This window comes from Romboutsia sp., from assembly GCF_056995035.1.
Genome location: NZ_JBXKIW010000061.1, coordinates 13,608 through 31,987, shown reverse-complemented (window position 1 = coordinate 31,987; position 18,380 = coordinate 13,608). Strand labels below are relative to the sequence as shown.

The window sequence follows — 18,380 nt, the reverse complement described above, 5'->3', positions numbered from 1 at the left end:
GTTCTTTAATGATTGCACGCCAAATCTATTTCCAAGATATATCTGCATCTTTTCTAGGTACTGTTCTTGAATATTTTATATCTGGATATCCTATTACCATACAAGTAACAATTTGTTTACCTTCATCTATTCCTAGATAATCCATCATTTTTTTATTTCCTTGAGCTGCTCTTGTAAAGAATCCACTAAAGAATGTTCCAAGACCTAATGCATTAGTCATAAGCTCCATATTTGAAGAAGCTAAAGATGCGTTTACTGGTGAATCAGATACTACAAGTATTACAGCTGGCGCATTAAAGAATAAGCTTTCCTTTCCATTTGGATTTAGCTTATAATTTTCATACATGCTTACCCACATTTGAGCATATCTCTTATAAGGCATTGTTTGTTCATTTAAATTAGAAAGTATATCTTCTCCTATGTAACTTAAACTTTCTAGTGCCATTGCCTTTAATTTATCTATTCCTTCTCTTACTACTATATACGATACATTTTGACTGTTACTTCCTGTTTGAGTAAATCTCCCTGCCTCTATAATTTTAGAAAGCTTTTCTACCTCTACATCTTTATTCTTAAAATATCTTATAGTTCTTCTAAATTTAATGAAATTTAATAAATTTTCAGCATCTATTGAAAACTCTTCTTTATTATAATCTTTTACATCTTCCATATTATACTCATCTGAAGATACAGCATTTTTAGGACAAACAGCTACACAATGTCCACACTTAAAGCAAGTTACATTATTTATTTTAGCTTTTCCATCTATAAGCTCTATATCTCTTACAAAGCAATCTTTAACACATAGACCACAGCCTATACATTTATCTTTATCTACATTCATCATAAAATATCTCTCCTTAAAATTTCACATATTTTTATTATATATTTATTAATCTGTGCAAATACTTCTAAGCAAAAGTATAGATTTTCAAAAGAAATAGCTAAGTAATAAAATTACTTTCTTTGCTACTCATACTCTATAATCCTCTTAAAGATAACTTTTGACAGAATTATAAATAAAATTTATAATTAGTAAATATAATTAATTTACTAAAATTTCATCTATTATGATTATACCACCATAAAATCAAATATGTCTAATTCATATTATTCATATAACTATAACTTTTGGTTATGTATTATTAAGAATAAATATATTGTTTTATATAAAAACATACTAAATATTAAGGAGAAAGTAAATGAATTTACAACAATTAGAATACTTTAAAATCATATCTGAAACAGAGAACTTCACAACTGCTGCAAACTTACTATGCGTAACTCAACCTGCTTTAAGTAAAGCAATATCAAAGTTAGAAAATGAACTAAATGTGCCTTTATTTGAAAAAAGTGGTCGTAACATTAAACTTACTCGTTTTGGGAAAATATTTTTAAATCATACTAATATTGCTTTAATGGAAATTGAAAAAGGAATAAAAGAATTACAGGATATAATCAACCCTGCTACAGGTACTCTGAGTCTTTCATTTACATCTAGTCTTGGAACATATTTTATGCCTTTTTTAATTAGCAATTTTTTAGATAATAATCCTAATACTACATTTCAATTTAATCAACAGTCTGTATCAGAGATAATAATAAATTTAAAAAATGGAAAAATAGACTTAGCCTTTTGTGATTGTATAGAAGATATTAATTGCTATCATGAAATTCAATCAATGCCTATAAAAAAAGAAGAATATGTTTTGATCGTTCCTAAAAATCATGCTCTTTCAAATAAGGTTGAGATTTCTTTAAAGGAATTAAAAGATGAATCATTTGTTGCCTTTTGTCAGACAAACAAAGAGAAGATGCTTTCTTACTCTGAATGCTTAGGATATGTACCTAAAGTTTCTATATACCCTAGTGAAGCTAATATGCTTGAAGGTTTAGTGGCTGCTGGTGCTGGCATTTCTATAGTTCCTAATACGCCAATTATTAATACAAATACTCTTTCTGTTATAAAAATCAAGGAAAATCTTAAAGATAGGGTTATTTATATGGTATGGAATAAAAATTCTTATATGTCTCCTATTGCAAATATATTTAAAGATTATGTTATTTCATCTATTTGTTAATAATTATACTTTTAAAAAATAAAAATTTTTAATAATCGTTGTTTCCTTCTAATAGAATTCAGAGCTACTGTATATAGAAATGCCAAGAGCAACAGAACAACTATCTATACAAATATTACAACAGTTTAATAGAAAGCCCCCTTTTTTATATGAAAATTATATATATATTAATTAAAGAATGTAAAATAGAAGAAAATAAAAATTTATGATATAATCAGATTGGAAAAATTTAGATTATTCTCTAATTTATCTAAGAGTGAAATTAATGAGTTGTTTAATTTTAACTCATGCTTTGCATAATTGATGTAGATTGAAGGATAATATCACTATAATATCTAAGGAGAGATAAATAATATGAATATACTTATAACAAATGATGATGGAATTAGAGCAGATGGAATTATAGAATTAGCAAAAGAAATGTCAAATATAGCAAATGTATATGTAGTTGCACCTGATACACAAAAAAGTGCAACAGGACATGCTATAACTATACACAGTCCTATAATGGTAAATGAAGAATTTATACAAGAAAATATTAAAGTATACTCTATAACAGGTACACCAGCTGACTGTGTTAAAGTTGGTCTAGAAGCATTATTTAAAGATATTAATATAGATTTAGTATTAAGTGGAATAAATAATGGCCCAAACTTAGGTACAGATGTTATATACTCGGGGACAGTATCAGCAGCAATAGAAGGACTTGTACAAAACAAGCCTGCAATAGCTATTTCTTATAATGAATTTAATGTTAAAAAAGAAACTTATAGAGAAATTTCTAAGTATGTAGTAAAGATAGTAGAAGATATAAAAAATAAATTAGATATCTTAGAAGATTGCATATTAAATGTTAATATACCTAGTGGAGATATTAAAGGATTTAAAGTGACTACATTAGGTGAGAGAAAATATGAAAATGTTATGGAAGAAAGGTTCAGCCCATATGGAAAAAGATATTTTTGGATTGGTGGAAAAGTAAAAGAGCTACAACAAAATAAAGATAGTGATATAGTTTGTGTTGAAGAAGGGTATATTTCTATAACTCCTGTAAATATTGATATGACTCATTTAGGAAAAGTAAATTATTTAAAAGATATAAAACTTTTTTAAAGACTATATATTGAAATTAATAAATAACTCCTTTGGATGAATTTGTATTTAACCAAAGGAGGTTATTTTTTTATTAACAAAATTCATAATTGGTGAGATAATTTTATAAACGTTAAAATATTAGGGGGAAAAATGAAAATGTTAAAAATAATGAATTTATCTACATACAAGTACGATATGGATAGATATGAAAATGATAAAGAAAATATAAAAAAATTTTTAAAGAATCATAAAATAGATGCTATAGAATTATTAGAACCACTAGAATATAAAGAAGATTTGATATCTAAACAAGCAATAAAAGGTATCCATTTAAAACATTATCCTATGTGGTTAGATTTTTGGAATGGAAATGAAAAAGGTATGTTAGAAGATTTTAAGAGTATACAAGACGTTATAAATCATTATGGAGGAACAAATAAAAAAGCCATAATAAATTATTATATAAAAGAAATAAAAAAAGCAGAAGATTTAAATGCAGAGTACGTAGTGTTTCATGTATCTCATGTGAAACTAAAAAATTGTTATGATTATAACTTTACATATAGTGATAAGGAAGTATTAGATGCTACAGTAGAACTTGTAAATGATATATTTGAAAATTTAGATACAGATATAAAAATACTATTTGAAAATTTATGGTGGCCAGGCCTTACAATGCTAGATAAAAGTCTAGTAAAAGAATTTATAGAGAAGATTAAATATAAAAATAAAGGATTTATGTTAGATACTGGGCATTTGCTAAATACAAATTTAGAAATAAATACAGAGGAAGAGGCAATAGATTATTTAATAGATACTGTAAATAATTTAGGGGATTTAAAGAAATATATAAATGGAATTCATTTAAGTAAGTCGATATCTTCAGAATATGTTAAAAGCCAAATTTTAAAATATCAAAATGAAGAAGTTAAAATAAATGAAATAAACGATAATATAATTTTTCACATATTAAAAATAGATCAACACAAACCGTTCACAAATAAAAAAATAAAATCATTAATAGATATAATAAAACCAAATTATTTAGTATATGAATTTATAACAACATCTATTGATCAATTAAGTGAATATATAAATATACAAGATAAAACGTTAGGTTTATAGAAGGGGTATATAATGTTGGTGCATCAGCAGAAGGTATCTTGGCAAAAAGAAGAAGTAGTGCTGTAATGGTTGACTATTTACCATAAGCTAATATATTTCTTCAAAAGAAGTTATGAACTTATTTACATTATAATGCATAAAAATATTTACATAAGTTTAAATTTTTTATCTCCTGGATAGAATATTTATAAAGCTCCGGCATATAAAAACCTCCTTTACATTTTGGTGTAATCTTAGGTTTCTATATTTGTTGGAGCTTTATTAGTGTAAAACAAATTTTAGATAATTTATAATTTAAAAACAAATGTGAAATCAATTTTCAAATCTATATTTTGAGGCAGCTCATTTGTGCAACTTAGTAAGTAGATACTACAACTTAGTGTTAAATATTTGAATTTGGAATCTATAGTGCATATACTAATAATATAGAACATAACAAACTATAAAGGTGAGGAAGCAATGAAACTAGTAATAAATGAATGTGAGGAAAATGAAGAGTTAAAAATTATAATCAACTGTAAAAAGGTAGATGACAACATACTAAAGATTGTATCAATGATAAAATCCAATGATATAAAGTTAACTGTAACTAGAGATGGCAATCTATTTATTTTAGATATAGATAATATTTTCTATTTTGAATCTGTAGATAAAAAAAATTTTGTATATACACAAGATGAGGTGTATGAAACCTCTTTAAGGTTATACGAAATAGAAGAGATATATCCAGATACAGATTTTTTTAGATCATCAAAATCAACAGTTATAAATGTATCTAAGATAAAGATGATAAAACCACTATTTGGAGGTAAGGTAGAAGTTTTATTAGAAAATGAAGAAAGATTAGTAGTATCAAGGCAGTATGTACCTATATTAAAAAAGAAAATAAATTATTAGAAAGGAGAAATTATGAAAGAAAAATTAAAATATTTATATGAAATAAAAGCATTAACAGCAATGTTTTTTGTAGGTGAAGTAGCTATCTATTCAATTATTAATTATATTAATGGAATAGATTATATAAAAATAAGTGTATTATTACAACTAGCACTTTTAGCGCTTATTATAGTTTTTCTTCAATATATGCTATACACCTATGATAAAGCACTTAAGATATCTATATATGTAAGAACCATCATTCATTATATAAGTTTACTTAGTGTATTTATAGTAAGCTCAAATGTATTTAACTTATTTGATTTATCTAATAAGAAAAATATTTCAATATTTACTTTAGGATTTACAATAATGTATATTTTAGCATTTACATCTATGGCAACGTATTATAAAATTACCGGAGAAAAATTTAATGAGAAATTAAATAAATATAAAAATAAAAGAGCTAAATAATAAAATATTACAGGGGGTGCTTTGAGTGAATGTAATAGAAATAAAAAAATTAACAAAAAATTACGGTAAAAACAGAGGTATACAAGATGTTAATATATGTGTTAAAGAAGGAGAAATATTTGGATTCATAGGGCCTAATGGTGCAGGTAAGTCAACTACTATAAAAACTTTACTAAATTTCACATATCCAACGAGTGGAGAGGCTACAATACTTGGCATGGATACGGTTAAAGAAAGTGAAAAAATAAAAGAGTATATAGGATATGTGCCAAGTGAGGTTAGATATTATGATGATATAAAAGTTAAAGATATCATTAAATATGCACAAAGTTTTTATTCTAAGGCTAGTAAAGAAGAAGTAGAAAGAATTTGTAATGAGCTAGAATTAGACATGGATAAAAAAATGGGAGAACTAAGCTTAGGAAATAAAAAGAAAGTATCTATTGCTCAAGCCTTAATTCATAGTCCAAAGCTTTTAATCCTAGATGAACCTACCAATGGATTAGATCCTTTAATGCAAAAAAAACTTTTTAATATATTAATAGAAGAAAAGAAAAAAGGAACTACTGTATTTTTATCCTCTCATAATTTAGTAGAAGTTCAAAGCTTATGTGATAGAGTTTGCGTAATAAAGGAATAAAGGAAGGTAGTATTATAGATATAATAGAAATAGAAAAAGCTACAACTAAACTTGGTTTAAAGGTTACTTTAAGTAGTGCCGATATCAATGAAGAAGCTGTTTTAAGTTTAGGAGATAAACTTTTAAGTAAAAATGAAAATATCTATACTTTTATATACTCTAAGAATATTGATTTTCTTATAAAAGAAGTTAGCAAATATAAGGTTGAGGAGTTATTAATAGAAAAAGAAAATCTTGAAGATACATTTTTAAATTATTATGAAAATCAGGAGGGGGAAAAATAATGAATATATTTAGGTTTGAATTTAAAAGATTATTAAAATCTTGTATAATATGGTCCTTAGTATGCGGGGCTTTAATAATTTTATTTATGGCATTATTCCCTAGTATGGAAAACAGTGGAATGAAAGATATTGTAAATACAAAACTAGATGCTCTTCCAAGTGACTTATTAAAGGCTTTTAATATTGATGCAGGATTAGATTTTACAGATATATTTTATTATTTAGGCTACGCTATTCAATATGTTGCTATGGCAAGTGCTGTTTATGGATCTATTTTAGGAGTGAATGCTCTTATAAGAGAAGAAAGTGAAGGAACTATAGAGTTTTTGTATTCTAAGCCTATAACTAGAACTAAGATAGTTACAGCTAAGTTATGTTCAGTAGCAGCAATATATTATGTTTATATTATAATACTTAGTATATTTACTATGGGAGTTTGTTATGTTGTAAAGCCAGAAGATGTTGAAGTTATAGAATTAATTATAAATATTAAATCTGTATTTATAGGAATCTCACTACTTGGATTTATATTCATGTCTTTAGGTATGTTAATATCAGCACTTATAAAGTCTGATAAGGGAGCGATTCCTATATCTATTGGAATATTCTTTGTATCTTATTTCTTAGGTATAATAGGAAAGTTAAAAGAAAGCTTTAGTTGGTTTAAGTATTTTTCTCCTTTTGACTATTATGCTCCAGGCGAAATTTTAAAGAATGGTTTTGATATTAAGTTTGTTGTAATTGGATTATGTATAATTTCTGCTTCAATAGCAGGAAGTTATTTTGTTTATAAGAAAAAGGATATGAATATATAAATTTTCAAAAGGAGATGAATTTTTTCATCTCCTTATAAAAATTAAATTTTTATTTAAACTGGTTAGTGTATTTTTTATTTTTCTCTTCTTTACATCCACAATCATTTTTAAATTCTGGATCAGACCCTTCTAATCTTCTCTTTGTAGTACAAGACATTTTAACATTACTTTTGCTATTAAACTTTGGTTGCTTATTCATTAATTTGCCCTCCTAATAGTTTGTAATAAGTTTAACTTACAATACTTATTATTGTCTAACTTTAGAAAAATATTTAAGAAATAATATACAAAAAAATTAACCTTAAAATATAAATGATTATATTATCCATATTTTGAATAAGTTTACATATAATGTACGGATGATTTATATTTATTAATTAAAGTGATTGAGGTGTATGCTGTGAAGATTTGTAAAGTATGTGGTAAACAATTGGAAGAGGAAGCTTTATTTTGTAAGCATTGTGGTAATGATATTAGAAAACAGAAAGAAAATGAACAAATTAAACAGATAGATACTGAGCAGATTAAAAAGAAAAACAAGCAACAAAAGATCATAATACCTATAGTAATAGTTATTACAATATTTCTTATAGGAACCCTATTAGCTAAAGATAGTATTTTATATAGTTACTATAAGACGAAAGGTAACAAAGCAAATTCAATTTCAAGCTCCATAAATTACTACACAGATGCAATAAAAATTAAATATACAGATGATATAGTTGAAAAGATAAGCAATAAAATAAAAGAAGATGAAAATTTTGAAGATACATTAATGGACTTAAAAGGCGTAATTGAAGAACGTGATTTAAATACCATGTACATACAAATGTATGTAAAAAAAGCAAAAGAAAATTTTAATAATAAAAACTATGAAACGACATTGAAATATTTAAATAAAGCACAGACGTATAATTATAATATAGAGACTTTTGAATATTATAGTGATTTAACAAAAGCAATTAATGAAGAAAAACAACAAAAAGAGCCAAAAGAAGAAGTTGTAAAGCAAGATATACACATATATAAAAATGATGTTCCTATTTATACGGATAGTTCATATGATTATTATATAATTCCTGATAGCAGTACTAGATATTTAAGTAAGGAAGAATTATATGGATATGATAAGAGTACATTAGCACTAATTAGAAATGAGATATTTGCAAGATATGGATATGTTTTTAAGAAAACAGAGTATAAGAATTACTTTAACAGTATGTCATGGTATTACCCAAATTCAAGTTTTAAAGGAACTTTAAATGAATTAAACTCTGTAGAACAATATAATATTAATCTTATCAAAAGTCTCGAATAAATCTATACAAAAGCCTGCGTTGATATAAACATTATCATCTCAGGCTTTTATCATATAGTTTATACTGGCTAGCATGTAATGTAAAAAATAGTAATGTTTCAAAACAAGATATGATAATATAAAATATTAACAAAATATGTTATATTATAGATAATAAATGATAAATCAAGGGAGGATTATAGAATGAAAGAAAAGAATAATAACAATAACTTAATAGAGCCATTATTAAATAGTGGAAATGTGTACAAGCTTAAATGTGATAAATGTAAATCTATATCAGTACAAATAAGCGAAAACTCAGAGCCAGATTATACGTGTTTTGAATGTGGTGGAAAATGTAATACATTAAAGTAATTAAATACATAAAAGAATTAAAAAAGTTTTATATAAATAAAGTCTAGAGAATACTAATTTTCTAGACTTTATTTATGTGAAATATACCCATATAATATAAATAGTATGAAAGAGCGAATTTAGGGAGGAAAAAGGTATGAAAATTATTCACACAAGTGATTGGCACATAGGAAAAATTGTAAATGAATTTTCAATGATTGAAGATCAAAAATACATTTTAAATAAACTAATAGAACTTATAGAAGAAGAACAACCAAAGGTACTTATAATAGCAGGAGATATATATGATAGATCAATTGCACCATTAGAAGCGGTAGAACTTTTAAATGAAACTCTAAGTACTTTAATAATGGATAAAAATATAAAAATAGTAGCTATATCAGGAAACCATGATAGTGGAGAGAGACTAAGTTTTGGTAGTAAAATACTAGAAAAACAAGGACTATACATTTGTGGTCGAGATAACGAACTTTATAGGCATGTAATTATAAAGGATGACAATAGAAATATTAACTTCTATCTAGTACCATACAAAGACCCCGCATTAGTAAAGAAGCTTCTTGATAACAAAGCAATCAAAAACCACAACGATGCAATGTCTGAAACTATAAATAATATAAAAGAAAATTTAAATAAAGAAGAGATAAATATATTAGTAAGTCATGGATATGTGACTATGAAAAGAAATGATGCAATAGAATCTAATGATGCAATAAAATCTAATGAACAAAAGTATGAAATTGCGGACCTTGAAGTATCAGAATCAGAAAGACCTTTATCAATTGGAGGTACAGACCTTATTGATGGAAATTTATTTGAGAATTTTGATTATGTAGCATTAGGTCATTTACATGGTAGACAAAGAATAGGAAGAGAGGAAATGAGATATTCAGGTTCTCTACTTAAATATTCATTCTCTGAAGTTAATCAGAAAAAGGGAGTTGCAATACTAGATATAAATGATGATAAATCTATAAATATAGAATTTAAAAAATTAAAGCCACTTAGAGACATGAGAGTTCTAAAAGGCAATATTGAGAATTTAGTAGAAGAAGGAAGAGAAGTAGAAGAAGGAAAAGAAGATTATATACAAGCTATATTAACTGATGATGGAGAATTAATAAATCCTATGGAGAAGTTAAGATCGGTTTATCCAAATACTATGTTAATAACTAGAGAAAGAAAACGTGAGTATAGTGAAGATAAGACATCTGCTAAGGGAGAATACAAAAGTAAAAGTAAGATAGACTTATTTAAGGAATTTTATGAGGATTTAGGTAGTGGAGATTATACCAAAGAAAAAGAAGAAGTATTAATGAGTACAATTAATGAAGTTTTAAAGAAAGGAGAGAAGTAAATGAGACCTATAAAATTAACTATAAGTGCTTTTGGCCCATATGCAACACAGCAAGTAATTGATTTTGAAGAATTAAATGGAAGAAATATATTTGTTATCTCTGGTAAAACAGGAGCAGGCAAGACAACTATCTTTGATGCAATAAGTTATGCACTTTATGGAGAGGCTAGTGGAGAATCTAGAGAAACTGATTCTTTAAGAAGCCACTTTGCAGAGGATACTGTTGAAACCTTTGTTGAGTTAGAATTTGACCTTAGGGGAGAAACATATATTGTAAATAGAGTTCCTAAGCAGAAAAAGAAAAAAGTAAAAGGTGACGGATATACAGAGAAAAGTGCTGATGCTACTTTAACACTACCTAATGGAAAGGTTATAACTAAGGTTACAAATGTCACTAATAAATTAGTAGAGATTTTAGGTATAACTAGAGATCAGTTTAAACAAATTGTAATGCTTCCACAAGGTGAGTTTAAAAAGTTATTACTTGCAGATTCACTAGAGCGAGAGAGTATTTTCAGAAAGATATTTAATACATATGACTTTGAAAAGATACAAGTAGAACTTAAGGATAAAGCTATAGACCTTAATAAGAGAAGAAATAAAAGCAAAGAGAAAATGCAAACTAACTTAGAAAATATAAAAGGAGAACATGATATAGTTCTTGGAGAATATGTTGACTTCCCTTTAGTTATAGAAAACTTAAAAGACCTTATAGCTAAAAATAGTGAAAGTTATAAATTACTTAGTGAAGAGTCAAAGAATGTACAAAGTAATTTAGATAATATTAATGCACAAAAAATTAAGATAGAAAATAACAATAACCTACTTAAGGAAAAAGAAGCGAACATAAAAGTAGTCGAAGAACTTTTAACTAGACAGTGTGAGTTTGAAACTAAGAAAAAGGATATAGTGAGTTATAAGAGTGCAAAAGAAGTTAAGTATATACAAGATAAGTTTAATGATAACAAAGATAAATTATCTAAAAGGGAAGAAGATTATAAACTAAGCTTAAGTAATTTAGATAGATTGAGCGAAGATTTTAAAACAGCTACAGAAACATTAAATCTAGAAGAAGCTAAGGAAAGTGAAAGAGAAAAGCTTGCTATAGAAATTGATAACCTAAAAAATATTGAACCTAAGATAGCCGAGTTTGATGAACTTAAAAGTATAGTTATATCACTTAATCAGAGTGTTGAAGAAATCAAAGCACAAATATTAAATAATAAGAAATTAACGGAAAAGTTAAAATTTGAAAAGTTAAATAATGAAAATATATTAAAGGATATAGCCTCATTTGAAACTAAGAAGGTTGAGCTTGAAAATGAAATAAATAATAAAAATAAAACTATAGAAGACATAAGAAATTTATTTAAGGTTATAGCTAATCATGAAAAGTGTAAAGTTAAACATTTTGAACTAAGCAATGCTTATGAAGAGTTTGAAAAAGAATATTTAAAAGTTAAAAATAAATATGAAACTATGGATGATTTATACAAAAAGGAACAAGCTGGTATACTAGCTTCTAAGTTAGAATCTAATAAACCTTGTCCCGTATGTGGGTCAATTAATCATCCAAGTCCTGCTACTATAAAAAATGATTCTAACATACCTACTAAAGAAGAACTTAAAATAGCAAAAGCTAATTTAGATAAGTTAGAAGAAGAAAAGAACTTAAAGATTAGAGATTTAACAGCTCTAAACTCAGATATAAAAAATTCCCTAGAGTTTGTTAATAGCTCTCTAGCTAGATTTGCTGATAATTTAAACTTAGATAAACAATATTTGCAAACTACTTATAATGACGTTAAAAACAAAGGTACAGAGTTAAAAACTATAATTGAAAACCTAGAAAAAGAATTAGTAAAGGTTAAAGAAAAAGTAGATTTAAAAGAAAGTATAGTTAAAAAAATTAGTGAGATAGATATTAATATAGATCAAAATGAAAAGAAGCTAATTGTCTTTGAAGAAAAAGAAAAGGTTGACTTCAAACGCCTTACAGAAGTAAGTACTAAGATTGAGGAATATAAAAAAGATATCCCACAAAACATAGGCTCTATTAAAGTCTTAAATGATTTGATAAATGAAAAGAATAAAATATTAAATGAAAGTAAGCAAAGATTAGTACGTTTAAGAGAACAAAGAGATACTATCTCTAAGAGTGTAGAAGGTGAAACTTCAACTTCAAAAGAGATAAACAAGACTATAGAAGAATTAAGATTAGAAATAGAAAAAACTAAATCAGAATTTGAAGCTTTAATGAAAAAAGAAGGTTTTGATACTTTAGAACAATATGAACAAGCTAAACTAAACATAGCTAAAATAGATATAATACAAAAGCAAGTTGAAGATTATAATGCTAAATTAAATTTTGAAACAACAAAAAAAGAAGAGCTTATAAACAAATGCAAGGATTTAGAATTTATAGATATATTAAGTATTGAAGAAAAAGTTAAGACTATAAGTGAAAGCAAAAAAGAAATGGAAGCTAAATTAAAAGATAAATACTCTATATTAGACAGTAATCAAGATATTCTTAAAAATGTAGAAAAACTTAATATAGAGTTTAAGGAAAAAGAAGAAGAGTATAGAGTAGTTGGAGAGCTTGCAGATTTAGCAAATGGTAGAAAATCACCATATATATCTTTTGAAAGATATATATTAGCATCATATTTTGAGGATATAATAGATGCAGCAAATATAAGACTTGAAAAAATGACAGGTGAGAGATTCTCATTAATTAGAAAGAAAAGTAAAAGTAAAGGTGCGGGTCAAAAAGGATTAGAACTTGAGATTTATGATAATTATACAGATAGTTCTAGAGATGTAAGCTCACTATCTGGTGGAGAAAGCTTTAAGGCTTCCCTATCACTGGCGCTAGGTCTTTCTGACGTTGTACAATCAAACGCTGGTGGTGTATCACTTGATACTATGTTTGTTGATGAAGGCTTTGGAACACTTGATCCACAATCTTTAGATAATGCAATTGATAGCTTATTAGAGCTTCAAAGAGGTGGAAGATTAGTTGGGATAATTTCTCATGTTGAGGAACTTAAAGAACGAGTTGATGCAAAACTTGAAGTAGTAGCTACATCAAGAGGTAGTAAAGCTGAATTTAATATATTATAATATAGAGGGGTCGTGTTTTATAGCCCAAGGTTAAATCTTGAAATATCAACACTTACAATATAAGTGGGAGGAAGACTATGAAAAGACAAGAGGAATACTTTAACGGGGAAAATAATATAGAAATACATTATAAGAAATATGAAGTAAAAGAAGAAAAAGCAAAAATAGTTATATCACATGGATTTTGTGAATCTTTAGTAAGATATAGAGAATTAATAAAAATTTTTAACCAAGAAGGATACTCAGTATACATTATAGACCATAGAGGTCATGGATACTCAGGAAGACTAGGTATAGATGATAGCCAAATCAATGTTGAAAAATTTGATTATTATGTAGAGGACTTTAAGACTTTTATAGATACTATAGTTAAGCCAGATGAAAGCAAACTATTCTTATTTGCACATTCTATGGGTGGATGTATAGGTGGATTATTCTTAGAAAGATACCCTAATTATTTCGATGCAGCAATTTTGAATGCACCTATGATGCAGATAGATACAGGTAAGTATCCAGACCTTGTGTCTAAAATAATAGCTAATGCTATGTGTGTTTTTGGGCAAGGTAAAAAGTATATACTAGGTCACAATCCATTTGATGGAAAGCCTGATTTAATAGGATCAGGAACTAGTTCACAAAAAAGATATGATGTATATTTTAACAAGCAACTTAAAGATAAAAACTTACAAACAGCAGGTGGATCTTTTAATTGGTTAAAGGAATCATTCAAAGCAACTAAAGAAGTTGTAAAGAATTCAAATAAAATTCAAGTACCAGTGTTATTAATACAAGCTGGTAAAGATACATTTGTAAAACCAGGTGGGCATAATAAATTTGTACAAGGAAATAGCAAATGTGAACTGTATCATGTAGAAGAAGCGAAGCATGAGGTTTATATAGAAAGAGATGAAATAGTTAATATATATATATCTAAGGTATTACAGTTCTATGCTTCCAACTTAATGACTTGTTCAACAAATAAATAGTAATGCACACATAGCATGTATTGTTGTAATAGTTTGTAAAATACTAATATTAAGAAAGTTAGGCAATATGCCTAACTTTTTTAATGTTAGTACAAATATTTAAAATATTTAGAAAAATTGTTTAAAAATAGAATTTAGTAAGTGTACTTACTTTGCCAATATTTTGACACAATAATGACACAATTTATATATATAATGAACTTGTAAAAATAATTTAATATACATAAGGGAAATATGAAGAAAGAGGGAGAAAACATATGAAAAAGTTAAAATTAGTCTTAACAGCTGCATTTATGCTAATCATCTTAAATCCAGTTAACTCAAACGCAATGCATATAATGGAAGGGTTCTTACCAATGAAATGGTCTATTATATGGAGTATTGTATTCATACCATTTTTCTTAATGGGAGTGAAAAATATAAATAAACTAGTAAAAGAAGAACCGAAAAAAAAGGTATTACTAGCATTATGTGGGGCATTTGTATTTGTTTTATCAGCACTTAAAATACCATCACTAACAGGAAGTTGCTCACATCCAACAGGGGTAGGTTTAGGAGCAATATTATTTGGACCAAGTGTTATGGCTGTCTTAGGAACAATAGTACTTTTATTCCAAGCATTACTTTTAGCACATGGAGGAATAACAACTTTAGGAGCAAATGCTTTTTCAATGGCGATAGTAGGTCCTATAGTTTCATTTTGTATATTTAAATTTTTAAAAAAGAAAAATGTAAAGCCTGGAACTAATGTGTTTATAAGTGCTGCTCTAGGTGATTTATCTACATATACAATAACTGCACTGCAACTTGCACTAGCATTTCCAGATGCAACTGGTGGAGTAATGGTGTCTGCAGTGAAATTTTTAGGAGTTTTCTTTATGACTCAAATACCGATAGCAATAGCAGAAGGTATACTTACTACTATAATTTATAATTTAATAAATGAAAAAGAAGGAGAAGGAGTTGATTATGATGAACACAAATACGAAATCAGTGAATAATATAAAATCAATGAATAAAAAAAATGTGATGTTACTTTTACTAGCTGTAGCACTTATAATAATTCCACTTCTAATTAATCCAGGTGCTGAATATGGTGGAGCAGATGGGCAAGCAGAAGGTGTTATAACTCAAATAAATCCAGGATATAAACCATGGTTTAAAAGTTTATATGAACCACCAAGTGGAGAAATAGAAAGTTTATTATTTTCAACTCAAGCAGCTCTAGGAGCAGGGTTCATAGGATATTATTTAGGAAGTAAAAAGGAAAAATAAATATATATATGTTGAAAAAATAATAAAGTTAGTATAGTATATAAGTATATTATAACAACTTAAAAGTATTATAGGTACTCTACAAGAGAGTAAAAGGGAAAAAGGTAAAATCCTTTGCAGCACCCGCTACTGTAATGTGGACGAACGTTTATAACCACTGTGATAATTCACGGGAAGGTAAACTAGTAGGACGAAGCTAAGCCAGGATACCTGCCTATGATATCAAAGAAATTCTTCGGGGATGAGGAATGTTCTTACTATCAAATATACTATATTAAGTATATTTACGATATAAAGATAAGCTCAATCATCCTGGTTGAGCTTTTAAATTTGCCCTTAAGCAATTAGATATAGATGTAACAACCTAACCTTACTAAGTGCTTTAGTTTCCATGCTAAAGCATTTTTCTTTTTAAATTATTACTAGAGATTACAATTGATTTTACAAAAGAGGAGAGTGGAGAAATTGTCAAATACATTAATTTTGATATGTGATGATCAAGAATCAGTACATGAGACAATAGGGGAATATTTAAAAATAGAGGGAATGGATTATGTATCTGCTTATGATGGATTAGATGCATTAAATAAAGCGAAAACTATCAAACCAGATTTAATACTACTAGATCTAATGATGCCTAAAATGTTTGGGACTGATGTATGTAAAGAAATACGTAAAAACAGTAATGTACCAATTATCATGCTTACAGCAAAATCAGAAACAATAGATAAAATAATTGGATTAGAAGTAGGTGCAGATGATTACGTTGCAAAACCTTTTTCACCAAGGGAAGTTGTAACACGTATAAAAACTGTATTAAGACGAACAACAATAGTAAGTAAGCAAAATAACTGCGTTAAATATGAAGACCTTGAAATAAACGTAGATACTCATGAGGTTTATGTAAAAGGAAGATTGTTGAAAATTACACCAAAGGAAATAAAAATATTTTATATGCTGGCATCTAATCCAGGTAACATTTTAAATAGAGACAGCATACTATCTGAAGTTTGGGGATATGATTATTTTGGAGATACTAGAGTGGTAGATACTCAAATTAAAAGACTTAGAAAAAAACTTCCAACAGATGATTTAACATGGGAAATTAAATCTATATATGGAGTTGGTTATAAGTTTGAGGTATCTTAATGAGAGAAAGCATATTCAAAAGATTATTTAAAATAATAATTGTAACAGCCATAGGTGCAGTAGTTGCTACAATATTTTTCTGTAGTTTTACAATAAAACAATACTTTCTAGGTGTGAATATAAATGAAATTCAGCAACAAATAAATAAACTTGCTACTGACTTTGTAGGAAATGATTGTAACTTAAATGATATAGTAGATTCAAGTTTGATGAAATCTGCTATTATTCAATGTTATGATACATCACAAGAAGAAATTTCAAGTGAATATAATCACGAAAAATTCAAAGATGATGAGCTTAACAAAGCACTACAACCATACATAGGTACCGTTTTAAAAGGTAACTCTATAAAAGGAGTAACAAAACTACATGGATTAAGTGATGATGTAATACTTGTAGGTCAACCGATAAAAAAAGATGGAAATATAATAGGTGCTATGTTTTTTATTAAAATTGCAGATCAACTTACTTCATCACTAAATGGATTTTACATAGTTTTAGGAGTAAGCATGGTTTTAGCACTAATATCTATAATAATTCCATTATACATATTCATAAACAGAATGATTAGACCGCTACATGATATGACTAAGGCTACTGTAGCTATGTCACAAGGAGAATTTTCTACTAGAATAGAAGAGTGCAAGGAAGATGAAATAGGAGAACTTGCAAGGGCCTTTAACTACTTAGCAACAAAGCTAGAAGAAAATGATAGACAAGCTAAATTATTAGAACAGACTAGAAGAGATTATATAGCAAATGTATCACATGAGTTAAAAACACCAGTTACATCTATACGTGCAATTGGAGAGACCTTAAATGATGATGTATTCTTAGAAAGAATCGATAAGAAAAAATATTATAGAATGATACTTAGGGAGTCAATGAGATTAGAATTACTTATTGAAGATATGTTAGAATTGTCGAGATTACAATCAGGAAACGTAGCGCTTGAAAAATCTTTAGTAAATGTGGAGAAGATGATACTAGAAGCAGTAGAGGAATTTGAAGTTATGGCGGATGACTTAGAAGTAACTTTTAATATACCGAAGAACTTAAAGCATATTCCTGATGTATTTACTAATAAAAATCGTATAATACAAGTGCTAGTAATATTGTTAGATAATGCTTTTAAATTTACTGAAGCTGAAGGATGTGTAAGTGTAGACGTTGTAGCTGAGGAGGATTTTATAAAGGTGAGTATATGTGATACTGGATTAGGTATTGATAAGGAAGATATATCATTTGTTTTTGATCGTTTTTACAAAGTGGACAAGGCACATGCTTCAATGGGTACAGGTATAGGGTTATCTATAGCTTCTGAAATTATGAGTCATTTAGATGAAGAAATATATGTAAAATCAGAGATAGGAAAAGGTTCAAGTTTTACTTTCACAATACACTTTTAATTACTAAGCATCTAGC

The 18,380-nt window shown here is 27.2% G+C and carries 19 protein-coding genes and 1 riboswitch; of the genes, 17 read left to right on the top strand and 2 right to left on the bottom strand.

All coding sequences use genetic code 11. The annotated features are described in order from the left end of the window. Positions 1-25 precede the first annotated feature (25 nt). A complete protein-coding gene (locus AC11VW_RS09895; RefSeq protein ID WP_484301250.1) occupies positions 26-847 on the bottom strand; it encodes a nitroreductase family protein in 822 nt (273 codons plus the stop codon). A 355-nt stretch (positions 848-1,202) separates the two neighbouring features. Between AC11VW_RS09895 and AC11VW_RS09890 the strand changes: the two genes are divergently transcribed. The 8 genes from AC11VW_RS09890 (at position 1,203) to AC11VW_RS09855 (ending at position 7,390) form a co-directional block, all read left to right on the top strand. After that, on the top strand, positions 1,203-2,081 hold the full coding sequence (locus AC11VW_RS09890; protein WP_484301249.1) for a LysR family transcriptional regulator: 879 nt from the start codon (positions 1,203-1,205) through the stop codon (positions 2,079-2,081). Between the two features lie 354 nt (positions 2,082-2,435). Then, positions 2,436-3,194, top strand: a complete 759-nt coding sequence (gene surE / locus AC11VW_RS09885; RefSeq protein WP_484301248.1) for a 5'/3'-nucleotidase SurE — start codon at positions 2,436-2,438, stop codon at positions 3,192-3,194. Positions 3,195-3,326: 132 nt separating this feature from the next. Beyond that, on the top strand, positions 3,327-4,301 hold the full coding sequence (locus AC11VW_RS09880) for a TIM barrel protein (protein WP_484301247.1): 975 nt from the start codon (positions 3,327-3,329) through the stop codon (positions 4,299-4,301). A gap of 459 nt (positions 4,302-4,760) precedes the next feature. Beyond that, entirely contained in the window at positions 4,761-5,198 is a 438-nt protein-coding gene (locus AC11VW_RS09875; RefSeq protein ID WP_484301246.1) for a LytTR family DNA-binding domain-containing protein, read from the top strand. A 12-nt stretch (positions 5,199-5,210) separates the two neighbouring features. Further along, positions 5,211-5,651: a hypothetical protein gene (locus AC11VW_RS09870; RefSeq protein ID WP_484301245.1), complete on the top strand. Its 441-nt coding sequence runs from the start codon at positions 5,211-5,213 to the stop codon at positions 5,649-5,651. A gap of 25 nt (positions 5,652-5,676) precedes the next feature. Further along, a complete protein-coding gene (locus AC11VW_RS09865; protein WP_484301244.1) occupies positions 5,677-6,291 on the top strand; it encodes an ABC transporter ATP-binding protein in 615 nt (204 codons plus the stop codon). Further along, a complete protein-coding gene (locus tag AC11VW_RS09860) occupies positions 6,273-6,575 on the top strand; it encodes a hypothetical protein (RefSeq protein WP_484301243.1) in 303 nt (100 codons plus the stop codon). The genes AC11VW_RS09865 and AC11VW_RS09860 overlap by 19 nt, the downstream gene beginning before the upstream one ends. Then, positions 6,575-7,390: an ABC transporter permease subunit gene (locus AC11VW_RS09855; RefSeq protein WP_484301242.1), complete on the top strand. Its 816-nt coding sequence runs from the start codon at positions 6,575-6,577 to the stop codon at positions 7,388-7,390. Before AC11VW_RS09860 ends, AC11VW_RS09855 begins: the two co-directional genes overlap by 1 nt. Before the next feature lie 49 nt (positions 7,391-7,439). Here the strand turns inward: AC11VW_RS09855 and AC11VW_RS09850 are convergent, their stop codons facing one another. After that, positions 7,440-7,589: a hypothetical protein gene (locus AC11VW_RS09850; RefSeq protein ID WP_484301241.1), complete on the bottom strand. Its 150-nt coding sequence runs from the start codon at positions 7,587-7,589 to the stop codon at positions 7,440-7,442. Between the two features lie 201 nt (positions 7,590-7,790). On the opposite strand from AC11VW_RS09850, the gene AC11VW_RS09845 reads away from it, so the two are divergent. The 9 genes from AC11VW_RS09845 to AC11VW_RS09805 all read left to right on the top strand — a co-directional run bounded on the left by AC11VW_RS09845 (position 7,791) and on the right by AC11VW_RS09805 (position 18,364). Further along, complete coding sequence (locus AC11VW_RS09845; protein ID WP_484301240.1) at positions 7,791-8,708, top strand: YARHG domain-containing protein; 918 nt, start codon at positions 7,791-7,793, stop codon at positions 8,706-8,708. A 183-nt stretch (positions 8,709-8,891) separates the two neighbouring features. Further along, complete coding sequence (locus tag AC11VW_RS09840; protein WP_484301239.1) at positions 8,892-9,062, top strand: hypothetical protein; 171 nt, start codon at positions 8,892-8,894, stop codon at positions 9,060-9,062. Positions 9,063-9,198: 136 nt separating this feature from the next. After that, on the top strand, positions 9,199-10,419 hold the full coding sequence (locus tag AC11VW_RS09835) for an exonuclease SbcCD subunit D (protein ID WP_484301238.1): 1,221 nt from the start codon (positions 9,199-9,201) through the stop codon (positions 10,417-10,419). Continuing rightward, positions 10,420-13,545, top strand: a complete 3,126-nt coding sequence (locus tag AC11VW_RS09830; protein WP_484301237.1) for an AAA family ATPase — start codon at positions 10,420-10,422, stop codon at positions 13,543-13,545. It begins immediately after the preceding gene. A gap of 77 nt (positions 13,546-13,622) precedes the next feature. Continuing rightward, entirely contained in the window at positions 13,623-14,531 is a 909-nt protein-coding gene (locus AC11VW_RS09825) for an alpha/beta fold hydrolase (protein WP_484301236.1), read from the top strand. Positions 14,532-14,788: 257 nt separating this feature from the next. Then, positions 14,789-15,532 carry an energy-coupling factor ABC transporter permease gene (locus tag AC11VW_RS09820; protein ID WP_484301235.1) on the top strand — a complete coding sequence of 248 codons (744 nt, stop codon included), beginning with the start codon at positions 14,789-14,791 and terminating at the stop codon, positions 15,530-15,532. Continuing rightward, entirely contained in the window at positions 15,501-15,806 is a 306-nt protein-coding gene (locus AC11VW_RS09815; RefSeq protein WP_484301234.1) for an energy-coupling factor ABC transporter substrate-binding protein, read from the top strand. Before AC11VW_RS09820 ends, AC11VW_RS09815 begins: the two co-directional genes overlap by 32 nt. A 55-nt stretch (positions 15,807-15,861) precedes the next feature. Next, positions 15,862-16,038: riboswitch (cobalamin riboswitch) on the top strand. A gap of 233 nt (positions 16,039-16,271) precedes the next feature. Continuing rightward, entirely contained in the window at positions 16,272-16,955 is a 684-nt protein-coding gene (locus AC11VW_RS09810) for a response regulator transcription factor (protein ID WP_484301233.1), read from the top strand. Beyond that, on the top strand, positions 16,955-18,364 hold the full coding sequence (locus tag AC11VW_RS09805; RefSeq protein ID WP_484301232.1) for a sensor histidine kinase: 1,410 nt from the start codon (positions 16,955-16,957) through the stop codon (positions 18,362-18,364). The genes AC11VW_RS09810 and AC11VW_RS09805 overlap by 1 nt, the downstream gene beginning before the upstream one ends. The last annotated feature ends 16 nt before the right edge of the window (positions 18,365-18,380 follow it).

Bases quoted from the DNA above. Each gene is read 5' to 3' on its own strand.
- AC11VW_RS09820 (WP_484301235.1), top strand. From the start codon at position 14,789: ATGAAAAAGTTAAAATTAGTCTTAACAGCTGCATTTATGCTAATCATC.
- AC11VW_RS09875 (WP_484301246.1), top strand. From the start codon at position 4,761: ATGAAACTAGTAATAAATGAATGTGAGGAAAATGAAGAGTTAAAAATT.
- AC11VW_RS09870 (WP_484301245.1), top strand. From the start codon at position 5,211: ATGAAAGAAAAATTAAAATATTTATATGAAATAAAAGCATTAACAGCA.
- AC11VW_RS09825 (WP_484301236.1), top strand. From the start codon at position 13,623: ATGAAAAGACAAGAGGAATACTTTAACGGGGAAAATAATATAGAAATA.
- AC11VW_RS09830 (WP_484301237.1), top strand. From the start codon at position 10,420: ATGAGACCTATAAAATTAACTATAAGTGCTTTTGGCCCATATGCAACA.
- AC11VW_RS09880 (WP_484301247.1), top strand. From the start codon at position 3,327: ATGAAAATGTTAAAAATAATGAATTTATCTACATACAAGTACGATATG.
- AC11VW_RS09835 (WP_484301238.1), top strand. From the start codon at position 9,199: ATGAAAATTATTCACACAAGTGATTGGCACATAGGAAAAATTGTAAAT.
- AC11VW_RS09850 (WP_484301241.1), bottom strand. From the start codon at position 7,589: ATGAATAAGCAACCAAAGTTTAATAGCAAAAGTAATGTTAAAATGTCT.
- AC11VW_RS09855 (WP_484301242.1), top strand. From the start codon at position 6,575: ATGAATATATTTAGGTTTGAATTTAAAAGATTATTAAAATCTTGTATA.
- surE (WP_484301248.1), top strand. From the start codon at position 2,436: ATGAATATACTTATAACAAATGATGATGGAATTAGAGCAGATGGAATT.
- AC11VW_RS09805 (WP_484301232.1), top strand. From the start codon at position 16,955: ATGAGAGAAAGCATATTCAAAAGATTATTTAAAATAATAATTGTAACA.
- AC11VW_RS09890 (WP_484301249.1), top strand. From the start codon at position 1,203: ATGAATTTACAACAATTAGAATACTTTAAAATCATATCTGAAACAGAG.
- AC11VW_RS09840 (WP_484301239.1), top strand. From the start codon at position 8,892: ATGAAAGAAAAGAATAATAACAATAACTTAATAGAGCCATTATTAAAT.
- AC11VW_RS09815 (WP_484301234.1), top strand. From the start codon at position 15,501: ATGATGAACACAAATACGAAATCAGTGAATAATATAAAATCAATGAAT.
- AC11VW_RS09895 (WP_484301250.1), bottom strand. From the start codon at position 847: ATGATGAATGTAGATAAAGATAAATGTATAGGCTGTGGTCTATGTGTT.